The organism is Paracoccus aestuariivivens (genome assembly GCF_009711225.1).
GTDB lineage: Bacteria > Pseudomonadota > Alphaproteobacteria > Rhodobacterales > Rhodobacteraceae > Paracoccus > Paracoccus aestuariivivens.
Genome location: NZ_WMIE01000004.1, coordinates 166460 through 192373, shown reverse-complemented (window position 1 = coordinate 192373; position 25914 = coordinate 166460). Strand labels below are relative to the sequence as shown.

Annotated in this window: 20 protein-coding genes and 1 other annotated feature; of the genes, 11 read left to right on the top strand and 9 right to left on the bottom strand. The window is 61.4% G+C overall.

Annotated elements, in window-relative coordinates:
- Positions 1-257: 257 nt before the first annotated feature.
- On the bottom strand, positions 258-2546 hold the full coding sequence (locus GL286_RS09740; RefSeq protein ID WP_246184897.1) for an adenosylcobalamin-dependent ribonucleoside-diphosphate reductase: 2289 nt from the start codon (positions 2544-2546) through the stop codon (positions 258-260).
- Between the two features lie 307 nt (positions 2547-2853).
- On the opposite strand from GL286_RS09740, the gene GL286_RS09735 reads away from it, so the two are divergent.
- Positions 2854-3624: an SDR family NAD(P)-dependent oxidoreductase gene (locus GL286_RS09735; protein ID WP_155095362.1), complete on the top strand. Its 771-nt coding sequence runs from the start codon at positions 2854-2856 to the stop codon at positions 3622-3624.
- Here the strand turns inward: GL286_RS09735 and GL286_RS09730 are convergent.
- The gene (locus GL286_RS09730; RefSeq protein WP_155095361.1) at positions 3597-6386 is read right to left on the bottom strand and encodes an AMP-binding protein; all 2790 of its coding nucleotides are present in this window, start codon (positions 6384-6386) and stop codon (positions 3597-3599) included. The genes GL286_RS09735 and GL286_RS09730 overlap by 28 nt on opposite strands.
- 209 nt (positions 6387-6595) lie before the next feature.
- Positions 6596-6651: a sequence feature (sul1 is cis-regulatory element that is thought to sense ions involved in sulfur or methionine metabolism; They are found in Alphaproteobacteria), on the top strand.
- A gap of 24 nt (positions 6652-6675) precedes the next feature.
- Between GL286_RS09730 and GL286_RS09725 the strand changes: the two genes are divergently transcribed.
- From GL286_RS09725 to GL286_RS09690, 8 genes are all read left to right on the top strand, one after another.
- Positions 6676-8091, top strand: a complete 1416-nt coding sequence (locus GL286_RS09725; protein WP_155095360.1) for a SulP family inorganic anion transporter — start codon at positions 6676-6678, stop codon at positions 8089-8091.
- Positions 8092-8166: 75 nt separating this feature from the next.
- Positions 8167-8640 carry a Cys-tRNA(Pro) deacylase gene (gene ybaK / locus GL286_RS09720; RefSeq protein ID WP_155095359.1) on the top strand — a complete coding sequence of 158 codons (474 nt, stop codon included), beginning with the start codon at positions 8167-8169 and terminating at the stop codon, positions 8638-8640.
- A gap of 78 nt (positions 8641-8718) precedes the next feature.
- Complete coding sequence (gene ggt / locus GL286_RS09715) at positions 8719-10530, top strand: gamma-glutamyltransferase (protein WP_155095358.1); 1812 nt, start codon at positions 8719-8721, stop codon at positions 10528-10530.
- Positions 10531-10548: 18 nt separating this feature from the next.
- Positions 10549-11136, top strand: coding sequence for a YdeI/OmpD-associated family protein (locus tag GL286_RS09710; protein WP_155095357.1), 588 nt, complete (start codon positions 10549-10551; stop codon positions 11134-11136).
- A 47-nt stretch (positions 11137-11183) separates the two neighbouring features.
- Complete coding sequence (locus GL286_RS09705; RefSeq protein ID WP_155095356.1) at positions 11184-12662, top strand: amidase; 1479 nt, start codon at positions 11184-11186, stop codon at positions 12660-12662.
- A 112-nt stretch (positions 12663-12774) separates the two neighbouring features.
- On the top strand, positions 12775-13455 hold the full coding sequence (locus tag GL286_RS09700; RefSeq protein ID WP_155095355.1) for a phosphatidylserine decarboxylase: 681 nt from the start codon (positions 12775-12777) through the stop codon (positions 13453-13455).
- On the top strand, positions 13455-14201 hold the full coding sequence (pssA, locus tag GL286_RS09695; protein WP_155095354.1) for a CDP-diacylglycerol--serine O-phosphatidyltransferase: 747 nt from the start codon (positions 13455-13457) through the stop codon (positions 14199-14201). Before GL286_RS09700 ends, pssA begins: the two co-directional genes overlap by 1 nt.
- Before the next feature lie 9 nt (positions 14202-14210).
- A complete protein-coding gene (locus tag GL286_RS09690) occupies positions 14211-14828 on the top strand; it encodes a class I SAM-dependent methyltransferase (protein WP_155095353.1) in 618 nt (205 codons plus the stop codon).
- A gap of 52 nt (positions 14829-14880) precedes the next feature.
- Here GL286_RS09690 and GL286_RS09685 read toward each other — a convergent pair whose 3' ends face one another.
- From GL286_RS09685 to urtA, 7 genes are all read right to left on the bottom strand, one after another.
- Positions 14881-15210: an FmdB family zinc ribbon protein gene (locus GL286_RS09685; protein WP_155095352.1), complete on the bottom strand. Its 330-nt coding sequence runs from the start codon at positions 15208-15210 to the stop codon at positions 14881-14883.
- Positions 15211-15264: 54 nt separating this feature from the next.
- A complete protein-coding gene (fmdA, locus tag GL286_RS09680) occupies positions 15265-16494 on the bottom strand; it encodes a formamidase (RefSeq protein ID WP_155095351.1) in 1230 nt (409 codons plus the stop codon).
- Positions 16495-16514: 20 nt separating this feature from the next.
- Positions 16515-17204, bottom strand: a complete 690-nt coding sequence (gene urtE / locus GL286_RS09675) for an urea ABC transporter ATP-binding subunit UrtE (protein ID WP_155095350.1) — start codon at positions 17202-17204, stop codon at positions 16515-16517.
- Between the two features lie 9 nt (positions 17205-17213).
- Positions 17214-17963, bottom strand: coding sequence for an urea ABC transporter ATP-binding protein UrtD (gene urtD, locus GL286_RS09670; protein ID WP_211596250.1), 750 nt, complete (start codon positions 17961-17963; stop codon positions 17214-17216).
- A gap of 8 nt (positions 17964-17971) precedes the next feature.
- The gene (gene urtC / locus GL286_RS09665; RefSeq protein WP_246184896.1) at positions 17972-19105 is read right to left on the bottom strand and encodes an urea ABC transporter permease subunit UrtC; all 1134 of its coding nucleotides are present in this window, start codon (positions 19103-19105) and stop codon (positions 17972-17974) included.
- Positions 19106-19115: 10 nt separating this feature from the next.
- Positions 19116-20042, bottom strand: coding sequence for an urea ABC transporter permease subunit UrtB (urtB, locus tag GL286_RS09660; RefSeq protein ID WP_155095348.1), 927 nt, complete (start codon positions 20040-20042; stop codon positions 19116-19118).
- Between the two features lie 96 nt (positions 20043-20138).
- Positions 20139-21404 (bottom strand): urea ABC transporter substrate-binding protein, encoded by a 1266-nt coding sequence (gene urtA, locus GL286_RS09655; RefSeq protein WP_155095347.1) that lies wholly within the window; start codon positions 21402-21404, stop codon positions 20139-20141.
- A 214-nt stretch (positions 21405-21618) separates the two neighbouring features.
- Between urtA and GL286_RS09650 the strand changes: the two genes are divergently transcribed.
- Both GL286_RS09650 and GL286_RS09645 read left to right on the top strand, forming a co-directional pair.
- The gene (locus GL286_RS09650) at positions 21619-24963 is read left to right on the top strand and encodes an ATP-binding protein (RefSeq protein ID WP_155095346.1); all 3345 of its coding nucleotides are present in this window, start codon (positions 21619-21621) and stop codon (positions 24961-24963) included.
- Positions 24953-25870: a response regulator transcription factor gene (locus tag GL286_RS09645; RefSeq protein WP_155095345.1), complete on the top strand. Its 918-nt coding sequence runs from the start codon at positions 24953-24955 to the stop codon at positions 25868-25870. Before GL286_RS09650 ends, GL286_RS09645 begins: the two co-directional genes overlap by 11 nt.
- The last annotated feature ends 44 nt before the right edge of the window (positions 25871-25914 follow it).

Sequence of the window (25914 nt, the reverse complement as noted above, 5' to 3'; positions counted from 1 at the left end):
TCAATATCGCCTGTTTTCGCGGCGTAATATCGTGCCACTGACGGGACGAGCCCGCTCTGCCGGACCCACGCCCCGAAGCGGCAGACCCGCACCGGTGTCGGGTCATTGCGGACGCGAGATCCGACGCTCAGCCGACCGGTTTGTGTGCGGTCAGATCAAGGGTGTCTTGAATGCCGAAACGCTGCTCCAGCCCCCGTTGGCTAAGGCGCTGGAGCAGTTCGAAACGGGCTTTCGCCCATTGTCACGGGTGGCCGTGACTAGCCGCAGCGGCTCCACAGACAGCTGGTGCATTTCTCGCAGCCGTCTTCGTGGATAACGCTGAACTCGCCGCAACTGGGGCAGGCCTGACCTTTCGGTTTGCTGGCTAGAGGCGCATCGACGACCTCCTGCGCAATCGCGCTGCGGTCCGCGATAAAGCCGATGGCTGTCATGTGCTGCTCGAGGATATTGCCGATCGCGGCAAGGATCGAAGGCACATATTTGCCCTTCATCCACGATCCGCCACGCGGGTCGAAGACCGCCTTGAGTTCTTCTACCACAAATGCGACATCCCCGCCGCGCCGGAATACCGCCGAGATCATCCGCGTCAGCGCGACAGTCCAGGCGAAATGTTCCATGTTTTTCGAGTTGATGAAGACCTCGAAGGGGCGGCGGGTACCGTCCGCGTCCATGGTGTCGTTGACGGTGACATAGATCGCGTGTTGGCTGTCGGGCCATTTCAGCTTGTAGGTTTCCCCCTGCAACACCTCGTCTCGGGCAAGCGGCGGGGCGGGTTGGGCAGCTGCTACGGGCGCCGGGGCCGGAGCGGGCTCGGTTTTTTTCTCGGGTTCGACCGAAAGGACCGATCCGGTCACGTCATTCGGCCGGTAGGTCGTGCAGCCTTTGCAGCCCAGATCCCAGGCTGCCATATAGACATCCTTGAAATCCTCGAAGCTGATATCCTCGGGGCAGTTGATCGTTTTCGAGATCGAGCTATCGACCCATTCCTGCGCCGCCGCCTGCATCGCGACGTGATCCTTGGGCGCAAGTGTCTGGGCATTGACGAAATAGTCGGGAAGTGCGGCATCGCCGTAAAGGTCCCGCCACATCTGCACGGCGTAATCTACGACCTCTTCCTCGGTGCGCGAGCCGTCCTTTTGCAGTACCTTGCGGGTATAGGCATAGGCAAAGACCGGTTCGATCCCAGACGAGACATTGCCCGCGTAAAGCGAGATCGTTCCGGTCGGCGCGATCGAAGTCAGCAGCGCATTGCGGATACCGTGCTGGGCGATCGCATCGCGAACGTCCTTGTCCATCTTCTGCATGAAACCGGATTTGAGGTACTTCTTCGCATCAAACAGCGGGAACGCACCCTTTTCCTTGGCCAGATCGACCGAAGCCAGATAGGCCGAGCGGGCAATCGCCTTCATCCAGACGCGGGTTTGACGCACCGCGTCTTCGGCACCGTAGCGCAGACCCAGCATCAGCAGCGCATCGGCGAGGCCGGTCACGCCCAGCCCGATACGGCGTTTGGCATGAGCCTCGGCTTCCTGTTGCGGCAACGGAAACTTCGACGCATCGACCACATTGTCCATCATGCGGACCGAGGTCCGGACCAGTTCATCCAGCGCATTTGCATCCAGTTCGGCCTTTTCGGTGAACGGGTTGATCACCAGCCGCGCCAGATTGACCGAGCCGAGCAGGCATGCGCCATAGGGCGGCAGCGGTTGTTCGCCGCAGGGGTTTGTGGCCGAGATCGTCTCGCAATAGCCAAGATTGTTGGCTTTGTTGATGCGGTCGATGAAAATGACGCCGGGCTCGGCATAGCCGTAGGTGGATTGCATGATGCGGTTCCACAGATCCAGCGCCTTGACGGTGCGGAAGGTCTTGCCGCCAAAGACCAGTGGCCAGTCGGCATCCGCTTTTACCGCGTCCATGAACGGATCGGTGATCAGAACGGACAGGTTGAACATGCGTAGCCGCTTGCTGTCCTGCTTGGCGGTGATGAACTCTTCGATATCGGGGTGGTCGCAGCGCATCGTCGCCATCATCGCCCCGCGCCGTGAGCCAGCCGACATGATGGTGCGGCACATCGAATCCCAGACATCCATGAAGGTCAGCGGACCCGAGGCGTCTGCTGCGACCCCCATGACCGGTGCGCCTTTGGGGCGCAACGTCGAGAAGTCGTATCCGATCCCGCCGCCCTGCTGCATGGTCAACGCGGCCTCTTTCAGCATGTCGAAGATGCCGGCCATGCTGTCGGGGATCGTGCCCATCACGAAGCAGTTGAACAGCGTGACATCGCGGCCGGTCCCTGCACCTGCGATGATCCGTCCGGCGGGAAGGAATTTGAATCCTTCCAACGCGGCATAAAAGCGGTCCTCCCACGCGGCGGGATCGGCTTCGACCCGCGCAAGATCCTTGGCAATCCGCCGCCACGTATCCTGAACCGTAACGTCCTTTGGTGTCCCCGATAGGTCCTTAAGGCGATACTTCATGTCCCAGATCTGCTCGGCAATCGGTGCGGCAAAGGGGGATGCGTTCTCGACGGGCATTAGCTGATTCATCGGGCGACTCCTGTGGGGCGTTTCGCGGGCAAGGTGGCGAGCAGGAACGGAATTTAGATATGGAATTCACTGCATGCGTCGCGTCTATATGCGCGAGCGGCAAGTTTAACACAACATCTGGTAGCGGAACAGACTGTCGCACCCTGCCTTCGTAAGATCGGTCCAAGATGCGACAGGTCAACTTAAGTGACGGTACGGCTGATTGACCTTGGCTGGCAATCCGTTAGGTCAGCGGGTCGGGGGCCGGAACAGGCGCCGGAACCCCGTTGCATGGCAAACCGCCTGACGGACCGGATAGTTAAGACTGATGAACAGCCAAACCAGAATTGCAATTGTCACCGGCGGCCTGTCGGGGATGGGTCGCGCGATTGCGCGAAGGCTCGCGGCGCACGGAACGGTGGTCATCGTCGGTGCAAGGCGTGGTGACGATCCCGAATTGACCGCCGATCTGCGTGCCGAGTTCGGGGACGGGATCGGGTTTGGGCAGCTGGATGTCCGCGAGACCGAGAGCTGTGCGCGATTTGTGGACGGGGTTCTGGCACGTTACGGTCGGGTCGATATTCTGGTGAACGCGGCCGGTGTCTATGAAGAGGCCGCCATCACCGGCCATTCCGACCGGATTTGGGACGAGACGCTGGACACGAACCTGACCGGCACTTTCAAGATGATCCGCGCGGTGATGCCGTCGATGGCGAAGCAGAAATGGGGCAGGATCGTTAATATAGCCTCGGTCGCGGCGCATCACGGCATGGCGAACAACGCCGCCTATTGCGCCTCCAAGGCGGGCCTGCTGGGCTTGGGGCGCTGTGTCAGCCTTGAAGGGGCGGCGCTGGGGATCACCTGCAACAGTATCAGCCCGACATGGGTGCAGACCGAGATGCTGACGAAATTCATCGATGACGAGGTCGCGGCGGGTGCGCCTCGGGCCGAGGTCATCGCGAAATACGAAGCCTCGAACCCGCAGGGGAAACTGGTCCAGCCCGACGAGATCGCCGAACTGGTCGCTTACCTTGTCAGCGATGCTGCCCGCGCCGTGACGATGGAGGATATTCAGGTCAATGCGGGCTCGTTGTGGTAGGGCAGCCGGTCGGCAAGTAGCGTGGTCGGGTCGGACAGGCGGCTGAAGCTGCCCAGTCCGGTCTGCTGCCATACGGATTTCGCGGCGGCATTCTCCAATGTGGCCTCGACATCGAGGATATGAGGGCTGTCCGCGATAAGCTTGCGCAGAAGATCGGGCAGCCTGACGCGGGCCAGCCACTCGCTTTTGGGCAGGACCGTGTAGCCCATGGGAACATGTTCGATGGCGATCTGCTGGTCAGCGATCAGGTTGCGGAAACTGGCCCCTTGCGACGGCGGTGTCCGCACGAGAAATGCTGCCGCCGCGCGCACGTCGATCATCGGAAACGCCAGAGCTTTCGGCAGGCATTTCGCGTCGCGGCAGGCGGTCAGGATGTTTTCGTACAGATCCTTGGGGTTGGGCAGTTCCAGATCGTAAAGCGAGGGCAAGCGCACGATTGTCGCCGGCACGCCCGAAGTGACAATCTGTTCTTCGGCCTCGATCTTTGCCGCTGCGTAGCCAGAGCAATCGGGATAGGGCAGGGCAATGCGTTCAGGATGCGGTCCGGCATGTTCCGGAAAGACTGCCGAGGACGACGAAAAGCGCAGATCAGCGCCCGCATCTCGGCAAAGATCAAGAATATTGGCGATGCCAGCGCGCGACCATTGCTCCATCTGGGCGCGCTCGACCGCGAGATTCACCGTTGCCGCGCAATGGATGACGCTGGTGATCTGTCGCGACAGCGCCGCGTAATCTGCGGCCTCCAGCCCGAAGCGCGGCATGTCGATTGTACCGGCGACCAAAGCAATGCGATCCTCGGGAAGGTTCAGGGATCGCGCGAGGGATTCAAGCCGCTGTTGGGGATCTTCGTTGCCCGCCCGCACGAGGCAATAGATGACCTGATCTTCGGGCAGGTGTTTTGCCGCTTCGGCCAGAACATGGCGTCCCAGAAAGCCGGTGGCTCCGGTCAGGAAGATGCCCTTGCGCTCGAAACCCGTGTGCGGCGAGGTCGTGGCCTGTGTCGATAGGAGCTGATGCAAACGTGCCAGAGGCAGGTTCAATGCCCAGTCGAAGTCCACGCGGACCCCGTAGTCTTTTTCCAGCGCGACGATCAGATCGACGCACATCAGGGAATCGCCGCCTTGGTCAAGGAACGACCGGTCGGGGTCGATGTCGGAAATGGCGTAGGACATGACACGCGCGGCATGGGCAATGACGGGCAGGGTGTCCGCTATATCGGTCGCCTGTTCGACATGGATCGCGGGCAACGCCTTGTAATCGCATTTGCCCGAAACCTGATGGATCGGGATTTCGTCCAACCGGACCAGATAGCTTGGCACGCAATAGGCTGGAAGCACGGCGCGCAAGGCCTCGGCCAGCGTCTCGGGGATGCGATGGCTGTCGGGAGATATGTGCCAGCGCGCGTCGTTCTGCGTCATCTGGGCCGCGTCGGCGGTGTAGTAGAAAACAAGCGCCTGTCCCTGATCCGCGACTTGCTGTACCCAAGGGATCGCGTGCGAAAAGCCGATCAGTCCCGCCAATGTCTCGGTCAGTTCGCGGGTCTGTATGCTGTGGCCGCGCAGCTTCAGCATATGGGCAACGCGCCCCAACACGACGATGTCGCCGGTTTCGGTGACGAAGCCCTGATCGCCCGTGTCATATAGGCGGGCGGGGCGGCCCTCGATCACCAGTTCGCGGAAGCGACGGGAGGTTTCCTCGGGGCGGTTGATGTAGCCCGGCCCCAGCATGCGGTCGCCCTCGAAATGCAAAAGACCCGGAACGCCGGTCGGGCAGGGGCGGTCGTTGTCGTCCAGCACGACGGCACGTAGATGCTGCATTGCCTTGCCAACCGTCACGCCCCGAGCGCCAGCGACGGGTGCGGTCAGTTCGGACATGCAGATGTCATGCGTCTCGCAGATGCTGTACAGGTTCCACAACGCGACCCCTGGCAGCTTTGCGCGGGCCTCGGCATTCAGGCGGTCGCTGACGACCTCTCCGTTGAGGATGATCCGGCACAGGGGCAGAGCCGCAGCTGTTTCATGATCCAGACCTTGCAGCATTTTTTCGAAGAATGAGGGCGTGAACAGCATTTCGTGCAGGTCATGATCGCCCATGAAACGGACCAGTGCCTGCGGCGATAGCAGATCGTCGAGGCCGGGGAAGCAGACCTCGGCCCCACTGCGGAGCGGGCGGAACATCTCCCAGATGGCGAAGATGTAGACTCCGATTTTCATGTCGGGTCGGTACGGCGTATAGGCGTCACGCCAGCGATAGGACAGGAACGCGGCATCATGCGTCACCGGAATGCATTTCGGACGACCCGTCGTCCCCGAGGTCGCGACCAGATAGATCGTATCGGTCGGGTCGATCAGGGCAGGGGTCACGGATTGGACGGCTGGACCGCCTAACAAAGTCGCCGCATCGATCACCTCGCATTCCTCGGGCAGTTGGCCCGCTTTGGGCGGCTGCGAGGTCAGGATCAGTCCGATGCCCAGTTCGGCCACGATATTGGCCAGAACCGCATTTGGCATGGCGGGGTCCAGATGGACGAACGGGCAGCCCGCAATCACGCAAGCCGTCGCGGTCGCCCCGAACAACGCCCCCGGAGCGCCATAGACCGCAACTGCCTGATGCGGGGCCAGCACCGTCTGACATGCCGTGACAAATGCGGCCAACTCGCCATAGCTCAGGCGGAGTTGGCGGTCGCGCAAAGCGATCCGGTCGCGATATGTGGCCAATGCGTCGGCAAGTTCGGCTGAGACTGATCCGTAGAGTTGTGACATCGGCAAGGCCCGTGATCGCGGAGTGGGAATTCAGGCGCCTGTCGTCGCTACGAAATGTCGTAACGTCAAGATGTCATACATGCCCCGTATCCTGCCGTGCCGAGGTCCGCCGGGTCGCGGTGCGCAAAAAGGGATGTCGCCCAAGTTTGCGCAGCCTGCTTCGAAACGGTTGGCAATCGGACAAATTGTCCCTATCAAAAGCCAAATCATTTGGACCCGGTGCAATTCCGGGTGGCTATTCCGGCCGCCGATCCGCCGGACAACTGTCAGATTGTCTTTCCAGAACTGCATGAACAGAACACGGCACTATTTGCGCCAGTGGCGGGAAAACCCTGTCTCGGAACTTCTTGCCGGCGCCGTCGCAACCTTTGCACTGATCCCCGAGGTCATCGCCTTTTCTTTTACCGCAGGCGTTGACCCCAAGGTCGGGTTGTTCGCTTCGTTCGTCATCAGCATCGTCATCGCGGTTTTTGGCGGTCGTCCGGCGATGATCTCGGCGGCTGCCGGGTCGGTCGCGCTGGTCGCGGCCCCGCTGGTGCAAAGCCATGGCGTGCAATATCTGTTCGCGTCGGGATTATTGGCTGGCGTGTTCCAGATCGCCTTCGGGTTCGCGCGGCTCAGCACGCTGATGCGCTATGTCTCGAACTCGGTGCGGACGGGTTTTGTCAATGCTTTGGCGATCCTGATTTTCTCGGCGCAGCTGCCACATATCCTGAACGCAGGTGTAACGGGCTATGGGGTGATCGCGGCTGGACTTGCGATCATCTACGTTGCCCCGCGATTGACGACCAAGATCCCCGCGCCGCTGATTTGCGTCGTCGTCCTGACGGCGCTGTGCATGGCGATGAAAATCGACGTTCCGAGGGTCGCCGATCTGGGCAAGCTGCCCGAGGGGTTGCCGGTTTTCGCCCTGCCGGATGTGACCTTAGACCTTGACCTGCTGCGGGTCATCTTCTTGCCCGCCTTGGCAATCGCGATGGTCGGGCTGCTTGAATCGCTGATGACCGCAAGCGTGGTGGACGACCAGACCGGCACGCCGTCGGATAAGGATGCCGAAGCGCGTGGGTTGGGTCTTGCCAATGTCGCTGCCAGCATGTTCGGCGGGATCGCGGGGTGCGGTATGATCGGCCAGACGGTCTCGAACGTGAAATATGGTGGCCGCGGACGACTGTCCACCATGGCGGCGGGCGGCATTCTGCTGCTTCTGATGGTCGCCCTGAACGGAGTCGTCTCGCAGGTTCCGGTCGCGGCGCTGGTCGCGATCATGATCATGGTGTCGATCGACACGCTTGACTGGGCATCGCTGCGGCGCTTGCGCCAAACGCCGCGTCTGTCCAGCCTTGTCATGCTTGCGACGGTTGCTGTGACGGTGGTTAGCCATAACCTGTCGCTTGGCGTTTTCATCGGCGTGCTGATGAGTGGTGTCTTCTTTGCCGCCAAAGTCGCGAAGATGCAGCAGGTCACGCGGGACGGAAATCGCTATGTCGTCGAGGGACAGCTGTTCTTTGCCTCGGCTGACGCCTTTATCGACGCCTTCGATCCGTTGGAACATGATGGGCCGGTCTGCATCGACCTGACCGCCGCCAAGGTCTGGGACATCACCGCATTCGACGCGATCGAAAAGGTGAAAAGCCGGTTCGAGCGTCACGGGATGGCCGTCACTATTCACGGGCTGGACGCCATGCCGGTGGGTGGCCGAAGTTAGGGTCTGGACTGCCGCCGGAACCGTCATGCATATCGGTGATCTGGAAAACATGGCGACAATCGCAAGGGATGGATCATGGCCCGAGGCACTCCGGCAACGCAGCAATTGACCAAGGCGGGGATCTCGTTCGAACTGGCCGAATACGAATACGCTCCGGGTGGCGAGCGGGTCGGATTGCAGGCGGCCGAGGCGATGCATGTTCCCCCCGCCCGTGTGTTCAAGACGTTGATGACCGAGGTTGACGGCAAGCCGGTCTGCGCGATCCTGCCCTCGGATGCCGAGGTGGATATGAAGGCGCTGGCTTCGGTCCTCGGTGCCAAATCCGCGCAGATGATGAAGCCGGAACTGGCCGAGCGGATGACGGGCTACAAGGTTGGCGGCATCAGCCCCTTGGGGCAGCGCAAGAGCGTGCCGGTGCTGCTTGAGGCGAGCGCCCGTGACCACGAAACCATCTATATCAACGGGGGACAGCGCGGTTTGCAGATCATCCTTCGACCGGACGATCTGGTTGTCGCGCTGGACTGCCGGATCGCGCCTTTTGCGCGATAGCTTGCCGCCGGATTTCGATCCATCCTTGCAGGCTCGGGTTGTCGGGGTCAGACTGTTCCCATTGCGGAGGGGCAGATCATGACACGGACAAGCTTAGTTCTGGCATTGCTGGCAAGCAGTGTCGCTTTCCCGATCCATGCGCAGCAGGCGACAGATGCCGTCGCGCCCGAGGCCGCGACCGGCGCAAATGACCGGTCAGACGCTTTCGGAGATCTGACCGATGCCGCTCGCGCCGCGCTGACGGCCAAGGTTGCGGGCCAACCGGTCAAGGCCAAGAACTGGATGGTCAGCGCCGCGAATCCGCTGGCGGCACAGGCTGGCGCGCGTGTTCTTGAGGCCGGAGGTTCGGCTGCCGATGCCATGGTCGCCGTCCAGACGGTTCTTGGCTTGGTCGAGCCGCAAAGCTCGGGCCTTGGCGGTGGGGCGTTTCTGGTCTGGTACGATGCAGGGACCGGACAACTGACGACGCTGGACGCGCGCGAAACGGCCCCGATGGCGGCCACGCCGACGCTGTTTCAGGACGAATCCGGCGCGCCCTTGAAATTCATGGCGGCGGTCGTCGGGGGACGTTCGGTCGGCACGCCCGGAACCCCTGCATTGCTGGAAGCCGCGCATCGCCGTTGGGGCCGCGCGAATTGGTCAAACCTGTTCGAGGATGCGATCCGGCTGGCGGACCATGGCTTTACCGTCTCGCCGCGTCTTGCCGGTCTGGTCGCGACCGAAGGCGATGCTCTGCGGCGATATCCTGAAACCAGCGACTATTTTTTCCCTGGCGGGCAGGCCATTTCTGCCGGAACGCTGCTGAAAAACCCCGATTACGCAAATGTTCTGCGCGTCTTGCAGCGCGAGGGCGCGGACGGGTTTTACTCGGGTCCGGTGGCGCAGGATATTGTCGCGGCGGTGCGCGGCGCCAAGGACAATCCGGGTGTCCTGTCTGCCTCGGATCTGGCGGCCTATCGGGTGGTGGAACGTCCGGCAGTCTGCGCCACCTATCGCGCGCATGATGTCTGCGGCATGGGGCCGCCATCCTCGGGCGCACTGACGGTCGGGCAAATCCTTGGCATGCTAGGGGGGTATGATCTGGCAAGCCTTGGCGCCCAGAATCCGGAAAGCTGGCGGCTGATCGGCGATGCCTCGCGCCTCGCCTTTGCCGATCGCGAGCGTTACATGGCCGACAGCGATTTCGTTCCGATGCCGACCAAAGGCCTGGTCGATCCGGCTTATCTGGCCGAGCGTGGAAAACTTCTTGCCGGAGATGACAGCCTGCCCGAGGTCAGCGCCGGTAAACCGGGCTGGAGCCACGCGATGCTTTGGGGACGTGACTACGCGCTGGAACTGCCATCGACCACGCATATCGCGATTGTCGACGCGCAAGGCAACGCGCTTTCGATGACGACAACCATCGAGAACGGCTTCGGCGCACGGGTGATGACGAACGGCTTTCTGCTGAACAACGAGTTGACCGATTTCAGCTTCAGCACCCATGATCAGGCGGGTTATCCGATTGCGAATGCGCTGGCTCCGGGGAAACGTCCACGCTCGTCTATGGCCCCCAGCATCGTGCTGAAGGACGGTAAGCCCGTACTGGTCATCGGCTCGCCGGGGGGAAGCCGGATCATCGGCTATGTCGCGAAGTCCATTATTGCCCATCTGGATTGGGGCATGGATGTGCAGCAGGCCGCCGCCGCGCCGAATATCCTGTCGCGTTTCGGTCCGTTGGATATTGAGGCAGGAACCCCTGCGGCCAATCTGGCAAAACCGATGGCGGATCTGGGTTTCGAGGTGAACGAGACCGAGTTGAACTCGGGCATTCAGGCCATCGCCATTACGCCCGACGGGCTGGAGGGTGGCGCCGATCCTCGTCGTGAGGGCATCGCCATCGGCGGATAGTGCATAGGGACAGCGACCATGTCTGAGAAACACCCCGAGGTTGATACCATTTTCCGGAACCTGACCGATTGGCAGGATGAGTTGGCCGCATTGCGCGACCTGCTATTGGCCAGCGCCTTGACCGAGGAGTTCAAGTGGCGCTCGCCTGTCTATACCTATAACGGCGGCAATGTCGCGATTATCTGGGGCTTCAAGGACCGCGCCACCTTGGGCTTTTTCAAGGGCGTTCTGCTGAGCGATCCGGAAGGTCTTCTGGAAGCGCCGGGTGAAAACTCGCGCACGTCACGGGTGATCAATTTTACCGATGTGGCGCGCATCAAGGCGCTTGAGCCTGTCCTGAATGCCTATATTTGCGAAGCCATCGAGATCGAGAAAGTCGGAACAAGGATCGACCTGCCCAAGGACGATCTTGAATATCCGGTCGAGCTTGTGGATCGGCTGGACGGCGATGCCGAGTTCAGGACCGCGTTCGATGCGCTGACACCGGGACGGCGGCGCAGCTGGGTGCTGCATATCTCGCAAGCCAAGCAACCGGCCACACGGGTCTCGCGGATCGACAAGGCCGCCCCCCTGATCCATGCGGGCAAGGGAATGAACGGCCGTTAACGGGCCGGCAGGTTTTCTGGTCTGATACAGCAGGATAACGAGAAAAGATGACCACGACCGTTTCGAATACGGACCTCGCGCCAAGCCACCGTCATGCCAGTGATCCTACCGACATGGGAGTCGTCGATCTTGCTGCGGCGATCAGGGGCAGGGAACTGTCCTGCCGCGAGGTCATGGATGCCTATCTGGACAGGATCGAGATGGTCAACCCACGCTTCAACGCCATTGTCAGCAGGCTGGACCCCGATCAAATGCGAAAGGCAGCCGACGCTGCCGATGAGGCCATTGCCTCGGGACAAAAAACCGGAGCGTTGCATGGCATTCCGCAAGCGCCAAAGGATCTGACCCCGACGCTTGGCATCGTCACGACCCAAGGATCGCCGATATTCCGTGAAAATCTGCCCGCGACGGAAAGCATCGTCGCGGAGCGCGCAAGGCGCGAGGGAGCGATTTTCGTCGGCAAGACCAATACCCCTGAATTCGGCCTTGGCTCGCATACCTATAACCCGGTGTTCGGCACGACGCTGAACGCATGGGACACAAACCTGTCCTCCGGAGGCTCGAGCGGAGGGGCGGCGGTCGCATTGTCCCAGCGTCTGCTACCCGTCGCTGATGGCAGCGACATGATGGGGTCGCTGCGCAATCCGGCGGGTTGGAACAATGTCGTGGGGTTCAGGCCAACGCAGGGATTGGTCCCGATTGCGACGAATGCCGATCTGTTCGTGCAGCAACTGGGCTGCGATGGACCGATGGCGCGGACCGTTGCAGATGCGGCCTATCTGCTGTCGGTGCAGGCCGGTTACGACGCCCGCGCACCGCTGTCTCTGGATATGGACCCGCTGCAATTCCGACAAAACCTGTCACGGGACTTTACCGGAGCTCGGATCGGCTATCTGGGCGACCTGGATGGTTATCTTCCGATGGAAGCCGGAGTTCTGGATACTTGCCGGAGCGCGTTGAAAAATTTCGAGGATATGGGCTGTTCGGTCGAGGCCGCACGACTGGATTTCGATATGCCGGCTCTTTGGCGGACATGGCTGACGCTGCGCGGGTTCACGGTGTCAGGAACCTTGGGCAAGTTCTATGCCGATGAAACGACCCGTTCGCTGCTCAAGCCCGAGGCGATCTGGGAAGTCGAGAATGGCCTGAAGCTGACCGGAGTGGATGTTTTCGCGGCCAGCGTCAACCGGTCGGCCTTCTATCAGGTCATGCGGACAATGTTTGACAGCTACGACTATCTGGTGCTGCCGACGGCGCAGCTTTTTCCCTTTGACGCCAAGCTCGACTGGCCGAAACAGATCGCGGGCCGACAGATGGACACCTATCATCGCTGGATGGAGGTCGTGATTCCGGCCACGCTGGCGGGAATGCCGGTTGCCGCCGTTCCCGCCGGATTCGGTCCGAAGGGAACGAGCCAGCCAATCGGCATCCAGATCATCGGTCCGCAACGCTCGGATCTGGCGGTGCTGCAGATCGCCTATGCCTATGAGCAGGCAAGCGGGTTCTCGAGGTTTCGTCCGTCCTGATTGCTGCGGGATCGCGCAGTCGCCCATCCCCGATGCCCAAGCGTTGCATCTTGCCTGAGACAAGCCCTTCCTCGTATGTCGGGGCACAAATCACAGGAAGGGCCGATCTCTTATGCGCATGCGCGACACATTCATCAAGCCGATGCATCCAGAGGGACGGCGTTTCGTTGCGATTTTCGCCGCGATCACCTTGGTGCTGTTTCTGCTGTGGGAGCCGTTGGGGTGGCTTGGCGTCATTCTGACGATCTGGTGCTACTACTTCTTCCGCGACCCCGAGCGCGTGACTCCGGCGCGTCCCGGTCTGGTGATCAGCCCGGCTGACGGCATCGTGTCCCTGATCGAAAAGGCGGTTCCGCCTGCCGAGCTTGGCATGTCCGACATGGCGCTGACCCGCGTCAGCGTATTCATGAGCGTCTTCAATTGCCATGTGAACCGCGCGCCTGTCGCGGGCAAGGTAACGGCGGTCGCCTATCGTCCGGGCAAATTCTTCAATGCCTCGCTGGACAAGGCCAGCGTCGATAACGAACGCAACAGCCTGTGCATCGAGATGCCTGACGGTCGCCAGCTCGCCGTCGTGCAGATCGCTGGACTGGTCGCGCGCCGTATCGTCTGTTTCGTAAAGCCGGGCGATACCGTGCAGACCGGCGGACGTTTCGGGCTTATCCGCTTCGGCTCCCGCTTGGACGTCTACCTGCCGCCGGGCGTTGAACCGCTGGTCAGCATCGGCCAGACTATGGTGGCTGGCGAATCCATCATCGCCGAGCTGTCCATGATTGGCGACCGGACCGAGTGATGCCAGACGAACCGCAGAAACCCTCGGGCGAGTTTTCGCTGCTGCAATTGCTGCCCAATATGCTGACGGTGGCCGCGATCTGCGCGGGACTGTCGGCGATCAGGTTCGGGGTGCAGGGAAACTATACACTTGCGGTCATGCTGATCATCTTCGCGGGGGTGCTGGACGGGGTGGACGGGCGACTTGCCCGCGCCCTTGGCAGCTCCAGCAAGATCGGGGCCGAACTGGATTCGCTGGCGGATTTCCTGAACTTCGGCGTTGCGCCACCCTTGCTGCTGTATTTCTGGGGGCTGGACGAGTTTCGCGGCGTTGCGTGGATTTCGGTGCTGGTCTTCTCGGTCTGCAGCGTGATGCGACTGGCGCGCTTCAATGTCGGGGCTAAATCCGACGCCCCCCAGCACGACAGCGCCTATTTCGAGGGGGTTCCCTCACCCGCCGGTGCGCTTCTGGTGATGCTGCCGATGTATCTGTCGTTCCTGTTCGGAAACCGTCCGGTCCTGCCCGAGGTGGTGATCTGCATCTATATGGTCATTGTCGGCCTGTTGCTGATCAGCCGGATTCCGACATGGTCGTTCAAGAAAACAAGAATTTCGCGGGAAAACGTCAAATTCTTCCTGATCTCGATGACAGCCACCTTGGCAACACTGCTAACTTTCCCGTGGGCGATGCTAATTGTTCTTTGCGTTGGTTACGTTGCTATGGTGATCTGGGCTCTGTTGGAGAGAAAAAAAACTTCCTCAGGTTGAGCGCGCTATATGGATCTCAAGGCGGTACAGTCTTCCTACTCACGTTGGGCTCCGGTCTATGACGGGACTTTCGGAGCCATCACCAATGTCGGGCGGAAAAAAGCCGTAAACTACATCAATTCCCGGGGCGGAAGCGTGTTGGAGGTCGGCGTCGGAACCGGCCTTTCGCTACAGCACTACCGCCCCGGAACTCGGGTCACCGGCATAGATTTCAGCCGAGAGATGCTGGACAAAGCCGTCGACAAGGTCGAGCGGATGAAGCTGGATCAGGTCCACGCGCTTTTGCAGATGGATGCTCGTGCGCTGGACTTTCCCGACGAGCATTTCGACACGGTTGCCGCGATGCATGTGCTGTCGGTCGTCCCGGAACCTGAAAAGGTCATGGCCGAAATCGCGCGGGTCTGCAAACCGGGCGGCAAGGTTGTGATAACCAACCACTTCGCCCGGACCGAGGGACCGCTGGCCAAGATCGAGCGCATCTTCGCCCCCCTGGCAGATGTGATCGGCTGGCATTCCGATTTCAGGATCGAGACCGTACTGCAAGAGGCCCAACTCGTGCCGGAACAGCAGGAATCGATCCCGCCGTTCATGACGTTTCTGGTCCTTAGCAAGCTGCGCAAAAGCTGACGCAGTTCCTCTGCGGCCGTCAGGATATACCCCGACGGCCGCGCGACGCCTGTCAGTGCGAGATCATCCAAGGGCGTTTCGCGGGAAAGCTTTTCGAGCCGTCGGGGCGATGCAAGGTTCCCGACGGTTTCTTTTTCGCCGCTGCCGAACAGCATGAACAACCCGAGCCGTGCGAGCGGCGGGGGGTATCCGCGCTGCGTTCGTTCGTGGCATGAGCCTTGCGGCGGCCCGCATCCATATTGCCCAGCAAAGGCGCGGTCAGCATGGCGCGGCGTGCCGGGGTCGCGCACCACGGGCAGTCGTGCGGCTTGTTGAAATCGGCCATGGCGGCGTGGGCCTCGAACGGCCCGCAATCATTGCAGATAAAATCATAGGTGGGCATCTGGGGCTCCGGCAGAGGGAAAGGGGCCGAAGGCTGGCTTCGGCCCTGTATGGTTTACAGATCGGGGGCCAGCGGAATGTCGACCGAGCCGTCCAGCATCTTGGTCGGGCCGTTCACATTCGGCTTCAGGTCGAAATCGAAGATGTCGGTCGGCAGCCAGAGCGTCGCGCAGGCGTTCGGCACGTCGACCACGCCCGAGATATGGCCCTGCACCGGCGCGGTCCCGAGGATCGCGTAGCCCTGAGCGCCGGAATAGCCGAATTTCTTCAGATATTCGATCGCGTTCAGGCAGGCCTGCCGATAGGCGATCTGCACGTCAAGGTAATGCTGCTTGCCGCCCTCATCGACCGAGATCCCCTCGAAGATCAGGTAGTCGTCATATTTCGGCACGATGGGCGAGGGTTTGAAGATCGGGTTCTTGATGGCGTATTTCTGCATCCCGTCCTTGATCAGACTGACCTTCAGGTGCAGCCAGCCCGCCATCTCGATCGCGCCGCAGAAGGTGATCTCGCCGTCGCCCTGGCTGAAATGCAGGTCGCCCATCGAAAGGCCTGCGCCGGGGACATAGACCGGGAAATAGATCGTCGAGCCGCGCGACAGGTCCTTGATGTCGCAGTTGCCGCCATGCTCGCGCGGGGGAACGGTGCGTGCGCCCTCGGCTGCGGCTTTCTCACGCGCCTCGCCCTTCATCGCGCCCATATGGGCGGCCTTGGTGGTGGGCAGGTTCGCAAGGCCCGGAACGCGGGTCGGATCGGTGTCGAACAGATCCTTCTCGCGCGAGTTCCACATGTCCAGCATCTTGCGGTCGGGCAGGCAGCCGATCAGGCCGGGATGGATCAGACCGGCATATTTCACGCCCGGAACGTGGCGCGACTTGGTGAACATGCCGTGGAAATCCCAGATCGACTTCTGCGCCTCGGGGAAATGCTCGGTCAGGAAGCCGCCGCCATTCTGCTTGGAGAAGAAGCCGTTGAAGCCCCATTGCATCTCTTCCTTGGCACCGATGTCGAGGATTTCGACCACCAGAAGATCGCCCGGCTCGGCGCCTTTGATGCCGATGGGGCCAGAGAGGTAATGGACCTGCTCAAGCTCGACATCGCGAACGTCCGAGGCGTCGTCATTGTTCTTGATCTGGCCGCCGGTCCAGTCATAGCACTCGATCTTGAACTCGTCGCCGGGCTCGACCCAGCAGGCGATCGGAATGTCGGGATGCCAGCGGTTGTGGATCTTTTCGTTGGTGAGCGGGCTCTCGGAAAGGTCCACGGAAATCAGGGTATCGGCCAATTGTAATCTCCCTTTTGGCGTCAAACGGATAGGAAACGGGCGATTTTCGCCTCGTCGATGCCCTCGCGGGGGGCGTCATGGACGATCTCGCCGTTCTCGATGACCATCACGCGGTCGGCGACATCGAGGGCGAAGCTCAGCACCTGCTCGGACACGATGATGGTCAACCCGCGCTCGTCGCGGATGCGGCGGAGCGTGCGGGCCATCTCGCGGATGATCGAGGGCTGGATGCCCTCGGTCGGCTCGTCCAGCAGCAGGGCCTTGGGCTTCGAGGCCAAGGCCCGCGCGATGGCCAATTGCTGCTGCTGACCGCCCGAGAGGTTCCCGCCGCGGCGGTTCTTCATCTCAAGCAGCACCGGGAACAGCTCATAAATGTCCGGCGGCACGGTTTTCTCGCCGGTGACGGTCAGGCCGGTCTCGACATTCTCCTGCACCGTCATGGCGCTGAAGATCATCCGCCCCTGCGGCACATAGGCGATGCCCGAGGCGACGCGCTCATGCGGCTTCATGGCCGTCACGTCCTTGTCGCCCACCCGGATCGAGCCGGATTTCGTGGGCACGATGCCCATCAGGGTCTTCATCAGCGTGGTCTTGCCCATGCCGTTGCGGCCCATGATGGCGACGATCTGGCCCTTGGGGACGGACATCGACATCCCGTGCAGGATCTCGCTTTCGCCGTAGGCCGAGCGCAGTTCCGCGATATCAAGCATGATGCCCCCTCAATGGCCCAGATAGACTTCGATGACTTTGGGATCGGCCTGGACATGGGCCATCGAGCCCTCGGCCAGCAGCTTGCCCTGATGCAGGACCGTGACGCGGGTCGCGATGTCCTCGACGAATTTCATGTCGTGCTCGATCACGATGACCGAGCGGTCGGCGATGATGCGGTTCAGCAGTTCGGCGGTCTTGACCCGCTCGGCCACCGACATGCCCGCGACCGGCTCGTCCAGCATCAGAAGCTCGGGGTCCTGGATGAGCAGCATGCCGATTTCCAGCCACTGCTTCTGGCCGTGGCTCAGATAGGCGGCCTTTTCCTGCAGATGGTTCTGCAGGAAGATGATCTCGGCAATCTCGGCGATGCGGTCGCGCACCGCCTGATCGCGGCGGAAGGCCAGTGCGCCGAAGACCGAATAGCCGCGCGGATACGAGATCTCGAGATTCTCGAAGACCGTCAGATCCTCATAGACCGAGGGGTTCTGGAACTTGCGCCCGACGCCCGCATGGACGATCTGATCCTCGCGCATTTTCAGCAGCTCCTGCCCCTTGAACTGGACCGAGCCTCCGGTGGCTTTGGTGCGCCCGCAGATCAGGTCCAGCACGGTCGTCTTGCCCGCGCCGTTCGGGCCGATGATGACGCGGCATTCGTTGGGCTCGACATAGAAGTTCAGCCCGTTCACCGCCTTGAACCCGTCGAAGGAAACCGTCAGGTCCTCGACCGTCAGGATGAAGGCGTCTTTGCTGTCAGACATTGCGGCACTCATTCGGCTGGCTGCGGGGCAGAGGGGCGGGGCTTGAGGCGCGCGAAGAGCGGCTCGACATGCTGTTTCCACAGCCCGGCCAACCCATCGGGGAAGACCAGCACCACGGCGATGAACAGCGCGCCCATGCCGAATTGCCAGAGCTCGGGGAAACCTTCCGAGAAGGTGGTCTTGGCCCAGTTGACCAGAAGCGTGCCCCAGACCGCGCCAAGGATCGAGTTGCGCCCGCCGACCGCGCAGAAGATCACCATCTCGATCGAGGGGACGATGCCGACGAAGCTCGGGGACATGAAGCCGACCTGCAGGGTGAACATCGCGCCGCCGATGGCCGCGAAAGCAGCGCCAAGGCAGAAGACGAAGATCTTGAAGGATGCCACGTCATAGCCCGAGAAGCGCACCCGATCCTCGCGGTCGCGCATGGCAATCAGGATGCGGCCCAGCTTCGAGCGGCGAACGAATTGCGCCAGCGCGAGGCAGCCGAACAGCAGCGCGCCGTTCACGAAATACAGCACCGTCTTGGCCTCATCCGTGCGGATGTCCCAGCCGTTGAGCGTGCGCAGGTCGGTGATGCCGTTGACGCCGCCGGTATAGCCCTGTTGGCCGATGATCAGGATGGTTAGGATCGCGGCGATGGCTTGGGTGATGATCGAGAAATAGACCCCGCCCACGCGGCGCCTGAACATGGCCGTGCCGATGATGAAGGCGAATATCACCGGAACCGCCACCACCGCGATGATGGTGAATGTCAGCGAATGGAAGGGCTGCCACCAGCCCGGCAGCGCGGTGATCTGGTTCCAGTCCATGAAGTCGGGAATGCCGGGGGTGGATTGGATGGCTGTGGCCTCGGGGGTCGAGGCCTCGAGCTTCAGGAACATGGCCAGCGCATAGCCGCCCAGACCGAAAAAAATGCCTTGCCCAAGGCTAAGGATGCCGCCCGCGCCCCAACACAGCACAAGGCCGACCGCGACAAAGGCATAGGTCAGGTATTTGCCGAAAAGGTTCAGCCGGAACGGATCAAGCGCGAGCGGTAGCAGAACAAAGACCAGCAGGGCTAGCGCCGCAGCACCCAGCATCTCGGTCCGGTTCAGGAAGCGTCCGTCGCGTCCGGTCGCCATAGAGGGAAAATCGGTCATGGCTTACCTTTCACTTGCGCAGTTTCAGGGCGAACAGGCCCTGCGGCCGGACCATCAGGATGCCGACCACCGCAAGCAGCGTCAGAACCTTGGCCATCGAGCCGGATAGGAAGAATTCAAGGATGGACTGCGCCTGACTGATCGAGAAAGCCGAGGCGATGGTGCCGATCAGGCTGCCCGCGCCGCCAAAGACGACGACAAGGAATGTATCGACAATATAAAGCTGCCCCGAGGTCGGTCCGGTCGATCCGATCATCGTGAAGGCCGCGCCCGCCACACCCGCGACCCCGCAGCCGATCCCGAAGGTCAGGCGGTCGGTGCGCTCGGTGTTGATGCCCACGGCATCTGCCATCGTGCGGTTCGCGACCACGGCGCGCACCTGCAACCCCCAGCGCGACCGGAACATCAGCACATAGATTGCCGCCGAGATGCTCATCGCCAACACCATGACGAACAGCCCGTTGATAGGAACCTCGATCGTGTCGGTCAGTGGCAACGAGCCCATCATCCATTGCGGAATGGTGACGCCGACCTCGCGCGGGCCAAAGACGCTGCGGAAAAGCTGCTGCAGGATCAGCGACAGCCCCCAAGTCGCCAGCAACGTGTCAAGTGGCCGCTTGTACAGCCTGCGGATCAGCGTCCATTCGACTACCATCCCCAAGGCCCCCGCGACGACAAAGGCCAGCGCCATGGCGATGAAGAAATAGATCCCGAAAAGTGCGGGCATATAGGTCTCGAACAGGCGCGAGACCAGATAGGTCACATAGGCGCCCAGAATCATGAACTCGCCATGAGCCATGTTGATGACGCCCATCTGGCCAAAGATGATCGCCAGTCCCAAGGCCATCAGAACGAAGACCGAGAATAGGATAAGGCCGGCAAAGCCCTGCATCGCGAAAATCGACAGGAGCTCGCCCCAGCTGTAATCGGCGAACATCACACACCTCCGGGCGGGATTCAGGAAAGAAGTCGCCGGACCCATGCGGCCCGGCGCAGTTGACCGCGCGAACAGGGTCGCGCGGTCGGGATCTGCTTACTGGTAGCCTTCGGGGAAGGGATCGGGCTCGACCAGATCGGAGGTTTCGAAGACAACCTTGTACTGGCCGTCGGCCTGAGCGTGCCCGACGCGCGTCTTGGACCACAGGTGGTGGTTCTCGTGGACCTTGACGTACCCCTCGGGGGCGGTTGGCAATTCGATCCCTGGGCTGGCTTCCTTGATCTTGTCGATGTCGAAGCTGCCGGCCTTCTCAACTGCGGCCTTCCACAGCCACGGCCCCAGATAGGCCGCCTGCGTCACATCGCCGATAACGATGTCGTTGCCATACATCTCTTTGAAGGCTTTGACGAAATCGACGTTGTTCGGGTTGTCGAGCGATTGGAAGTATTTCATGCAGGCATATGCGCCGTCGATATTTTCGCCGCCGATGCCAAGGATTTCGTCCTCGGTGACCGAGATGGTCAGCAGAAGTGGCTTCTCCTTGGTCATGTCGATGCCCGCGGCCTTCAGTTGCTTGTAGAAGGCCACGTTCGAACCGCCCACGACGATCGCGTAGATCACGTCCGGTTTCTTCAGTTTGATCTTGTTGATGACCGAGTTGAATTGCGTGTGACCGAGCGGGTAGTATTCCTCGCCGACGACTTCGAGGCCCAGCTTCTCGATATGCTTGCGGGCAATCTTGTTCGAGGTGCGCGGCCAGATGTAATCCGAGCCCAGCAGATAGAAGGACTTGGCCCCCTTGGTCTTGGTTACCCAGTCAAGGCCAGCGATGATCTGTTGCGTGGCTTCCTGGCCGGTGTAGATGACGTTCGGCGACTGTTCGAGCCCCTCGTAGAAGGTCGGGTAATACAGCATCCCGTTATATTGCTCGAACACGGGCAGGACGGCCTTGCGGCTGGCCGAGGTCCAGCACCCCATGACCGAGGCAACCTTGTTATCGACCAGCAGCTTGCGGGCTTTTTCGGCGAAGGTTGGCCAGTCCGAGGCGCCATCCTCCTGCACGAACTTGATCTGGCGGCCCAGAACGCCACCCATCTTGTTGATCTGCTCGATCGCCAGCTTTTCGGCCTGAACCGAGCCGGTTTCCGAAATCGACATGGTGCCGGTGACCGAATGCAGGATACCGACCGTGACTTCCGTATCCGTCACGGCAAGTCCGGTGGTGTTGACCGCTGCGGTCGGAAAGTCCTGAGCGCGCAGCCCTTTGGGCAAAAACAGGGATGCTGAAAGCGCCGCCGACGCGGTCAGAAATGCCCGCCGCGACGGGGCGGCAAAGGTTGGTTTCGGGGTCTTTTCGGTCATGAAAGGCTCCTGTCTCGGGGGAGGGCTGCGGCGTGCTGCCACAATTCTGTCGCAAGACTGGGCCGGAATGCTGCGGCGCAACATACGTCATCTGACGTATTCAATTGCGCAATTTTCCCCCTAAGCTAAGGACACACCACAATCGTGCTGCACTGCGGAGTAAACCGTGGGCGGCCAAGTCCGGCAAAGTCCGGACAAGAACAGGGAAGACGGCATGATCACGGCCTTTCAGGCGACGCGTGAGCGGCGGCTTTATAGCCGTTGGGTCGCGAACGAGACCATGGAAGATTTCGCCCTGCGCTTTACCGCAAGGCGGGCGCGGCGCTGGACGGCCGGCCGCGTTGCGAATGCCGCGCTGGGGTCGATCTCGTTTCTGGCGCTCGAGGCCATCGGCGCGGCAATCACGCTGAACTGGGGCTTCGAGATTGCGCTGCAAGCCATCCTGTGGGGCGGGCTGATCCTGTTCCTGACCGGAATGCCGATTTCCTATTACGCGGCGCGCTACGGCGTCGATATCGACCTGCTGACAAGGGGCGCGGGGTTCGGCTATTTCGGCTCGACCATCACCTCGCTAATCTACGCCAGCTTCACCTTCATCTTCTTCGCGCTTGAGGCCGCCATTCTGGGCATGGCGCTGAACCTGTTACTCGGCATTCCATTGTCGATCGGCTACCTGATTTCGGCTGTGGCGGTAATCCCGCTGGTGGTGAACGGGTTCTCGAAAATTTCGGCCTTTCAGGCGCTGACCCAGCCGCTATGGATCGTGCTGCACGTCCTGCCATTCCTGTTGCTGGCTTTCTCGGGCTATGATCTGGACCCTTGGACCAGCTATCAGGGTAAGGCATTCCACGGCGCAGCGGGTCCGCTTGTCACCCCGACCATGGCCTTTGGCGCGGCCTCGGGCGTGGTTCTGGCACTGATCGCCCAGATCGGGGAACAGGTCGATTACCTGCGCTTTCTGCCCGAGCCGAAAACCAGAGCCGAACGGCGACGCTGGTGGATCGCGTTGATCGCGGCGGGTCCGGGCTGGGTCATCATCGGCACGCTCAAGATGTTGGCCGGATCGTGGCTGGTTACTTTGGCGCAAAGCGAGGGAATCGATTTCAGCCATGCCATCGACCCCACGCTTCTTTATCATAACGCCTATTCGCAGGTGATCCCTTGGCCGGGGATCGCCTTGCTGCTGACCGGTCTGTTCGTGATCCTGTCCCAGCTCAAGATCAACGTGACCAATGCCTATGCCGGTTCGATCGCGTGGTCGAATTTCTTTTCACGCATCACCCATGCCCATCCGGGCCGCGTGGTCTGGCTGTTCTTCAACGTCGCCATTGCTTTGCTTCTGATGGAACTGGGGGTTTTTGCCGCGCTGGAGGCGACGCTGTCCGTCTATGCCCATGTCGCGCTGGCATGGATCGGGGCGCTGTTTGCCGATCTGGCCATCAACAAGCCGTTGGGGCTGTCGCCCAAGGGCATCGAGTTTCGTCGCGCCCATCTTTATGACGTCAATCCCGTTGGCATAGGCGCGGTATTCGGGGGCACGTTGATCGCGCTGCTGGCGCATGTGGGCACCTTCGGCGCTGACCCCAGCGCGCTGTCGGCCTTTGTGGCATTGGGGGCAGCGATAGTGATCGCTCCGCTGATCGCATGGGGAACGCAGGGGCGCTACTATCTGGCGCGCCCTTCGGCCGAGCTTCCGTCGGGGCTGATCACCTGCTGCCTGTGCGATTACCGGTTCGATCCCGAGGACATGACGCATTGCCCGTTCTACGCGGCCCCGATCTGTTCGTTGTGTTGTTCGCTGAATGCCTCGTGTGGCGACGTTTGCAAGCCCCATGCCAAACTGGGGCAAATGACCCGCTCACGCGCGCAGGAAATGCTGCCGACACGGCTTGAGCACTTGCTGCACGGCCGGCTGACGCAGTTCCTGATCGGCACAACGATCATGACAGGCGGAGTCGCAACGCTGCTTTGGATGATCCGGCGCACCGCGAACGAGCCGCGGCTCGACCCGTTGCTTGCGGTCATTCTGGCATCGACCATGGTGGCTTCCGGCGTGGCGATCTGGCTGTTCCTGCTGACCCGCGAGGCGCGGCTGGCTGCGCAACGGGACACCGAACGCCAGACCGAACGCCTGCTGCGCGAGATCCGCGCCCATGAACGGACCGACCGCGCGCTACAAGAGGCCAAGGAAAAAGCCGAGGCCGCGAACCTTGCCAAATCACGCTATATGGCGGGCCTCAGCCACGAATTGCGAACGCCCTTGAACGCGATCTACGGCTATGCGCAGCTTATGGACGCGGATGCCGCGATGCCGCTTGGTCGGCGCGAGGCGGTGCGGGCGATCCGGCGCTCAAGCGAGCATCTGGCCGGCCTGATCGAGGGCCTACTGGATATCTCGAAGATCGAGGCAGGGCGCTTGGAGTTGAACCGGACGCGCGTCCAATTGCCCGACCTGTTGCGGCAGATTACCGATATCTTTCAGGAAACCGCGCGGGAACGTCGGCTGGATTTCGTCATCGAACGGATGGGCGCGCTGCCCGAATGGGTCTTGGTTGACGAGAAACGGCTGCGGCAGATCGTCATTAACCTGCTCGCCAATGCATTCCGCTACACCGATCACGGGCAGGTCAAACTGCGGATCGGTTGGCGCAATCAGGTTGCGACGATCGAGGTCGAGGATACCGGCATCGGGATCGCGCCCGAGGATATGGAGCGGATCTGGAAGCCGTTTGAGCGTGGCACGAACATGACCCGCCACGGCTCGGGGCTGGGGCTGACAATCACCAAGCTTCTGGTCGATATCCTTGGCGGTGAAGTCTCGGTCACCAGTACGCCGGGGAAGGGCAGCCTGTTCCGTCTGAAAATGTACCTTGCCGAAACGAGGAACGTGCCTGCGCAGACAAACCCGATCGAGAACGCCTCGCCCGAGCCCTATGATGGGCGGTTGCGGCTCTTGATGGTTGTCGATGACGATCCGACGCATCTGGCGCTGATGGAAAGCTATCTGCGGCCGCAGGGCTTCAACACGATGCTGTCGGGCAATGCCGAGACCGCCATGCAGGCCCTGGACGATGCGACGCCCGATCTGTTCCTGATAGATATCGACATGCCGGGCATGAGCGGATGGGATTTCCTGCAATGGCTGCGCAGCAACGGTCATGCCGCGACGCCGGTGATCGTCCTTTCGGGGCATGCCCGTGAGGCGCAATCCGGCGCGCCCGAGATCCCGCTTCACGATGCCTTCATTGCCAAGCCCTGCATTCTGGATGATTTGCGTGCGCGGATAGACAGCCTGCTCAAGATCGAACGCAGGCCAGTCCTGCCTGATCTGGCACCCGCAGATCAGGCCGAAGTGCAGGTGACCTCGGCCCAGATCGACAAATTGCGTTATCTGGCCGAGTTGGGGCGCATCCGCGAGTTGCGCGAGGGTATTTCCCAACTGCCTCTTCCCGTTTCTCTGACGCGCCATCTTGGCGATGCGCTGCAGGAAGTTGATTTCGAAAGGATTGTTGATGCACTCGATGACTATGCCCGTGCGGTCTTCCAAGATGCCGACTGACATCGAAAGCCGCAGCATCGCATTGGTGGTCGATGATGATCCGGCCTCGCTGATGATGGTGGCCGAAGCGGTCGAGCAGGCGGGCATCACCGCCATGGCGGCCCGCGACGGCGAGGCGGCGTTGCGCCTTGCGGGGCGGGTCGTTCCGGATGTCGTTCTGCTGGATGCGATGATGCCGGGATTGGACGGTTTCCAGACATGTCGGTTGCTCAAGGCCCTTCCATCGGTGCAGGCGGCTCCGGTAATTTTCATGACGGGTCTTGGTGCACCAGAGCATATTCTTGAAGGGCTGCGCGCGGGCGGCGTCGACTACATCACCAAACCTTTGAATCTGGACGAGTTGATTGCGCGACTGAGCATCCATTTGCTGAACGCGCAGAAACTGGCCAGCGCAAGGCGGGCGCTTGACGCGAATAGCCGCGCCGTCGCGGCTTTTTCGCTGACCGGAGAACTAGGATGGGCCTCGCCCCGGGCGCATGAGTTGTTGGAGACGGCGCCTTTGGCTTGGCGGACCTCTCAGGGCGATGCCGCGGGTGAACTGCTGGGCTGGCTGGGGCAATTGCGGCGGATGCCGCTATCGCAGGCGCAGAAACTGATCTCGGACCGGCTGGAACTGACCTATATCGGGCAGGGCGGAGCGCAGGAGCTACTGCTGGCGATCCATGATCGCAGGGACAACCCGCGCGAGGAATTGCTGTCGAAGCGTTTCGGGCTGACCGACCGCGAGGCCGAGGTCCTGTTCTGGCTGACCCAAGGCAAAAGCAACACCGATATCGGCAGCATTCTTGGGCTAAGCGGACGCACGGTCAGCAAGCATCTGGAACAGGTCTTTGAAAAGATGGGCGTCGATAACCGCACCTCGGCAGCTGTGTTGGCCGATCGCGCGATGGGCGGGGTCCAGTCCTGACGGCAGGTATCGTGCGAACGTGCCGCGCCGGTGTTTGTGCGATC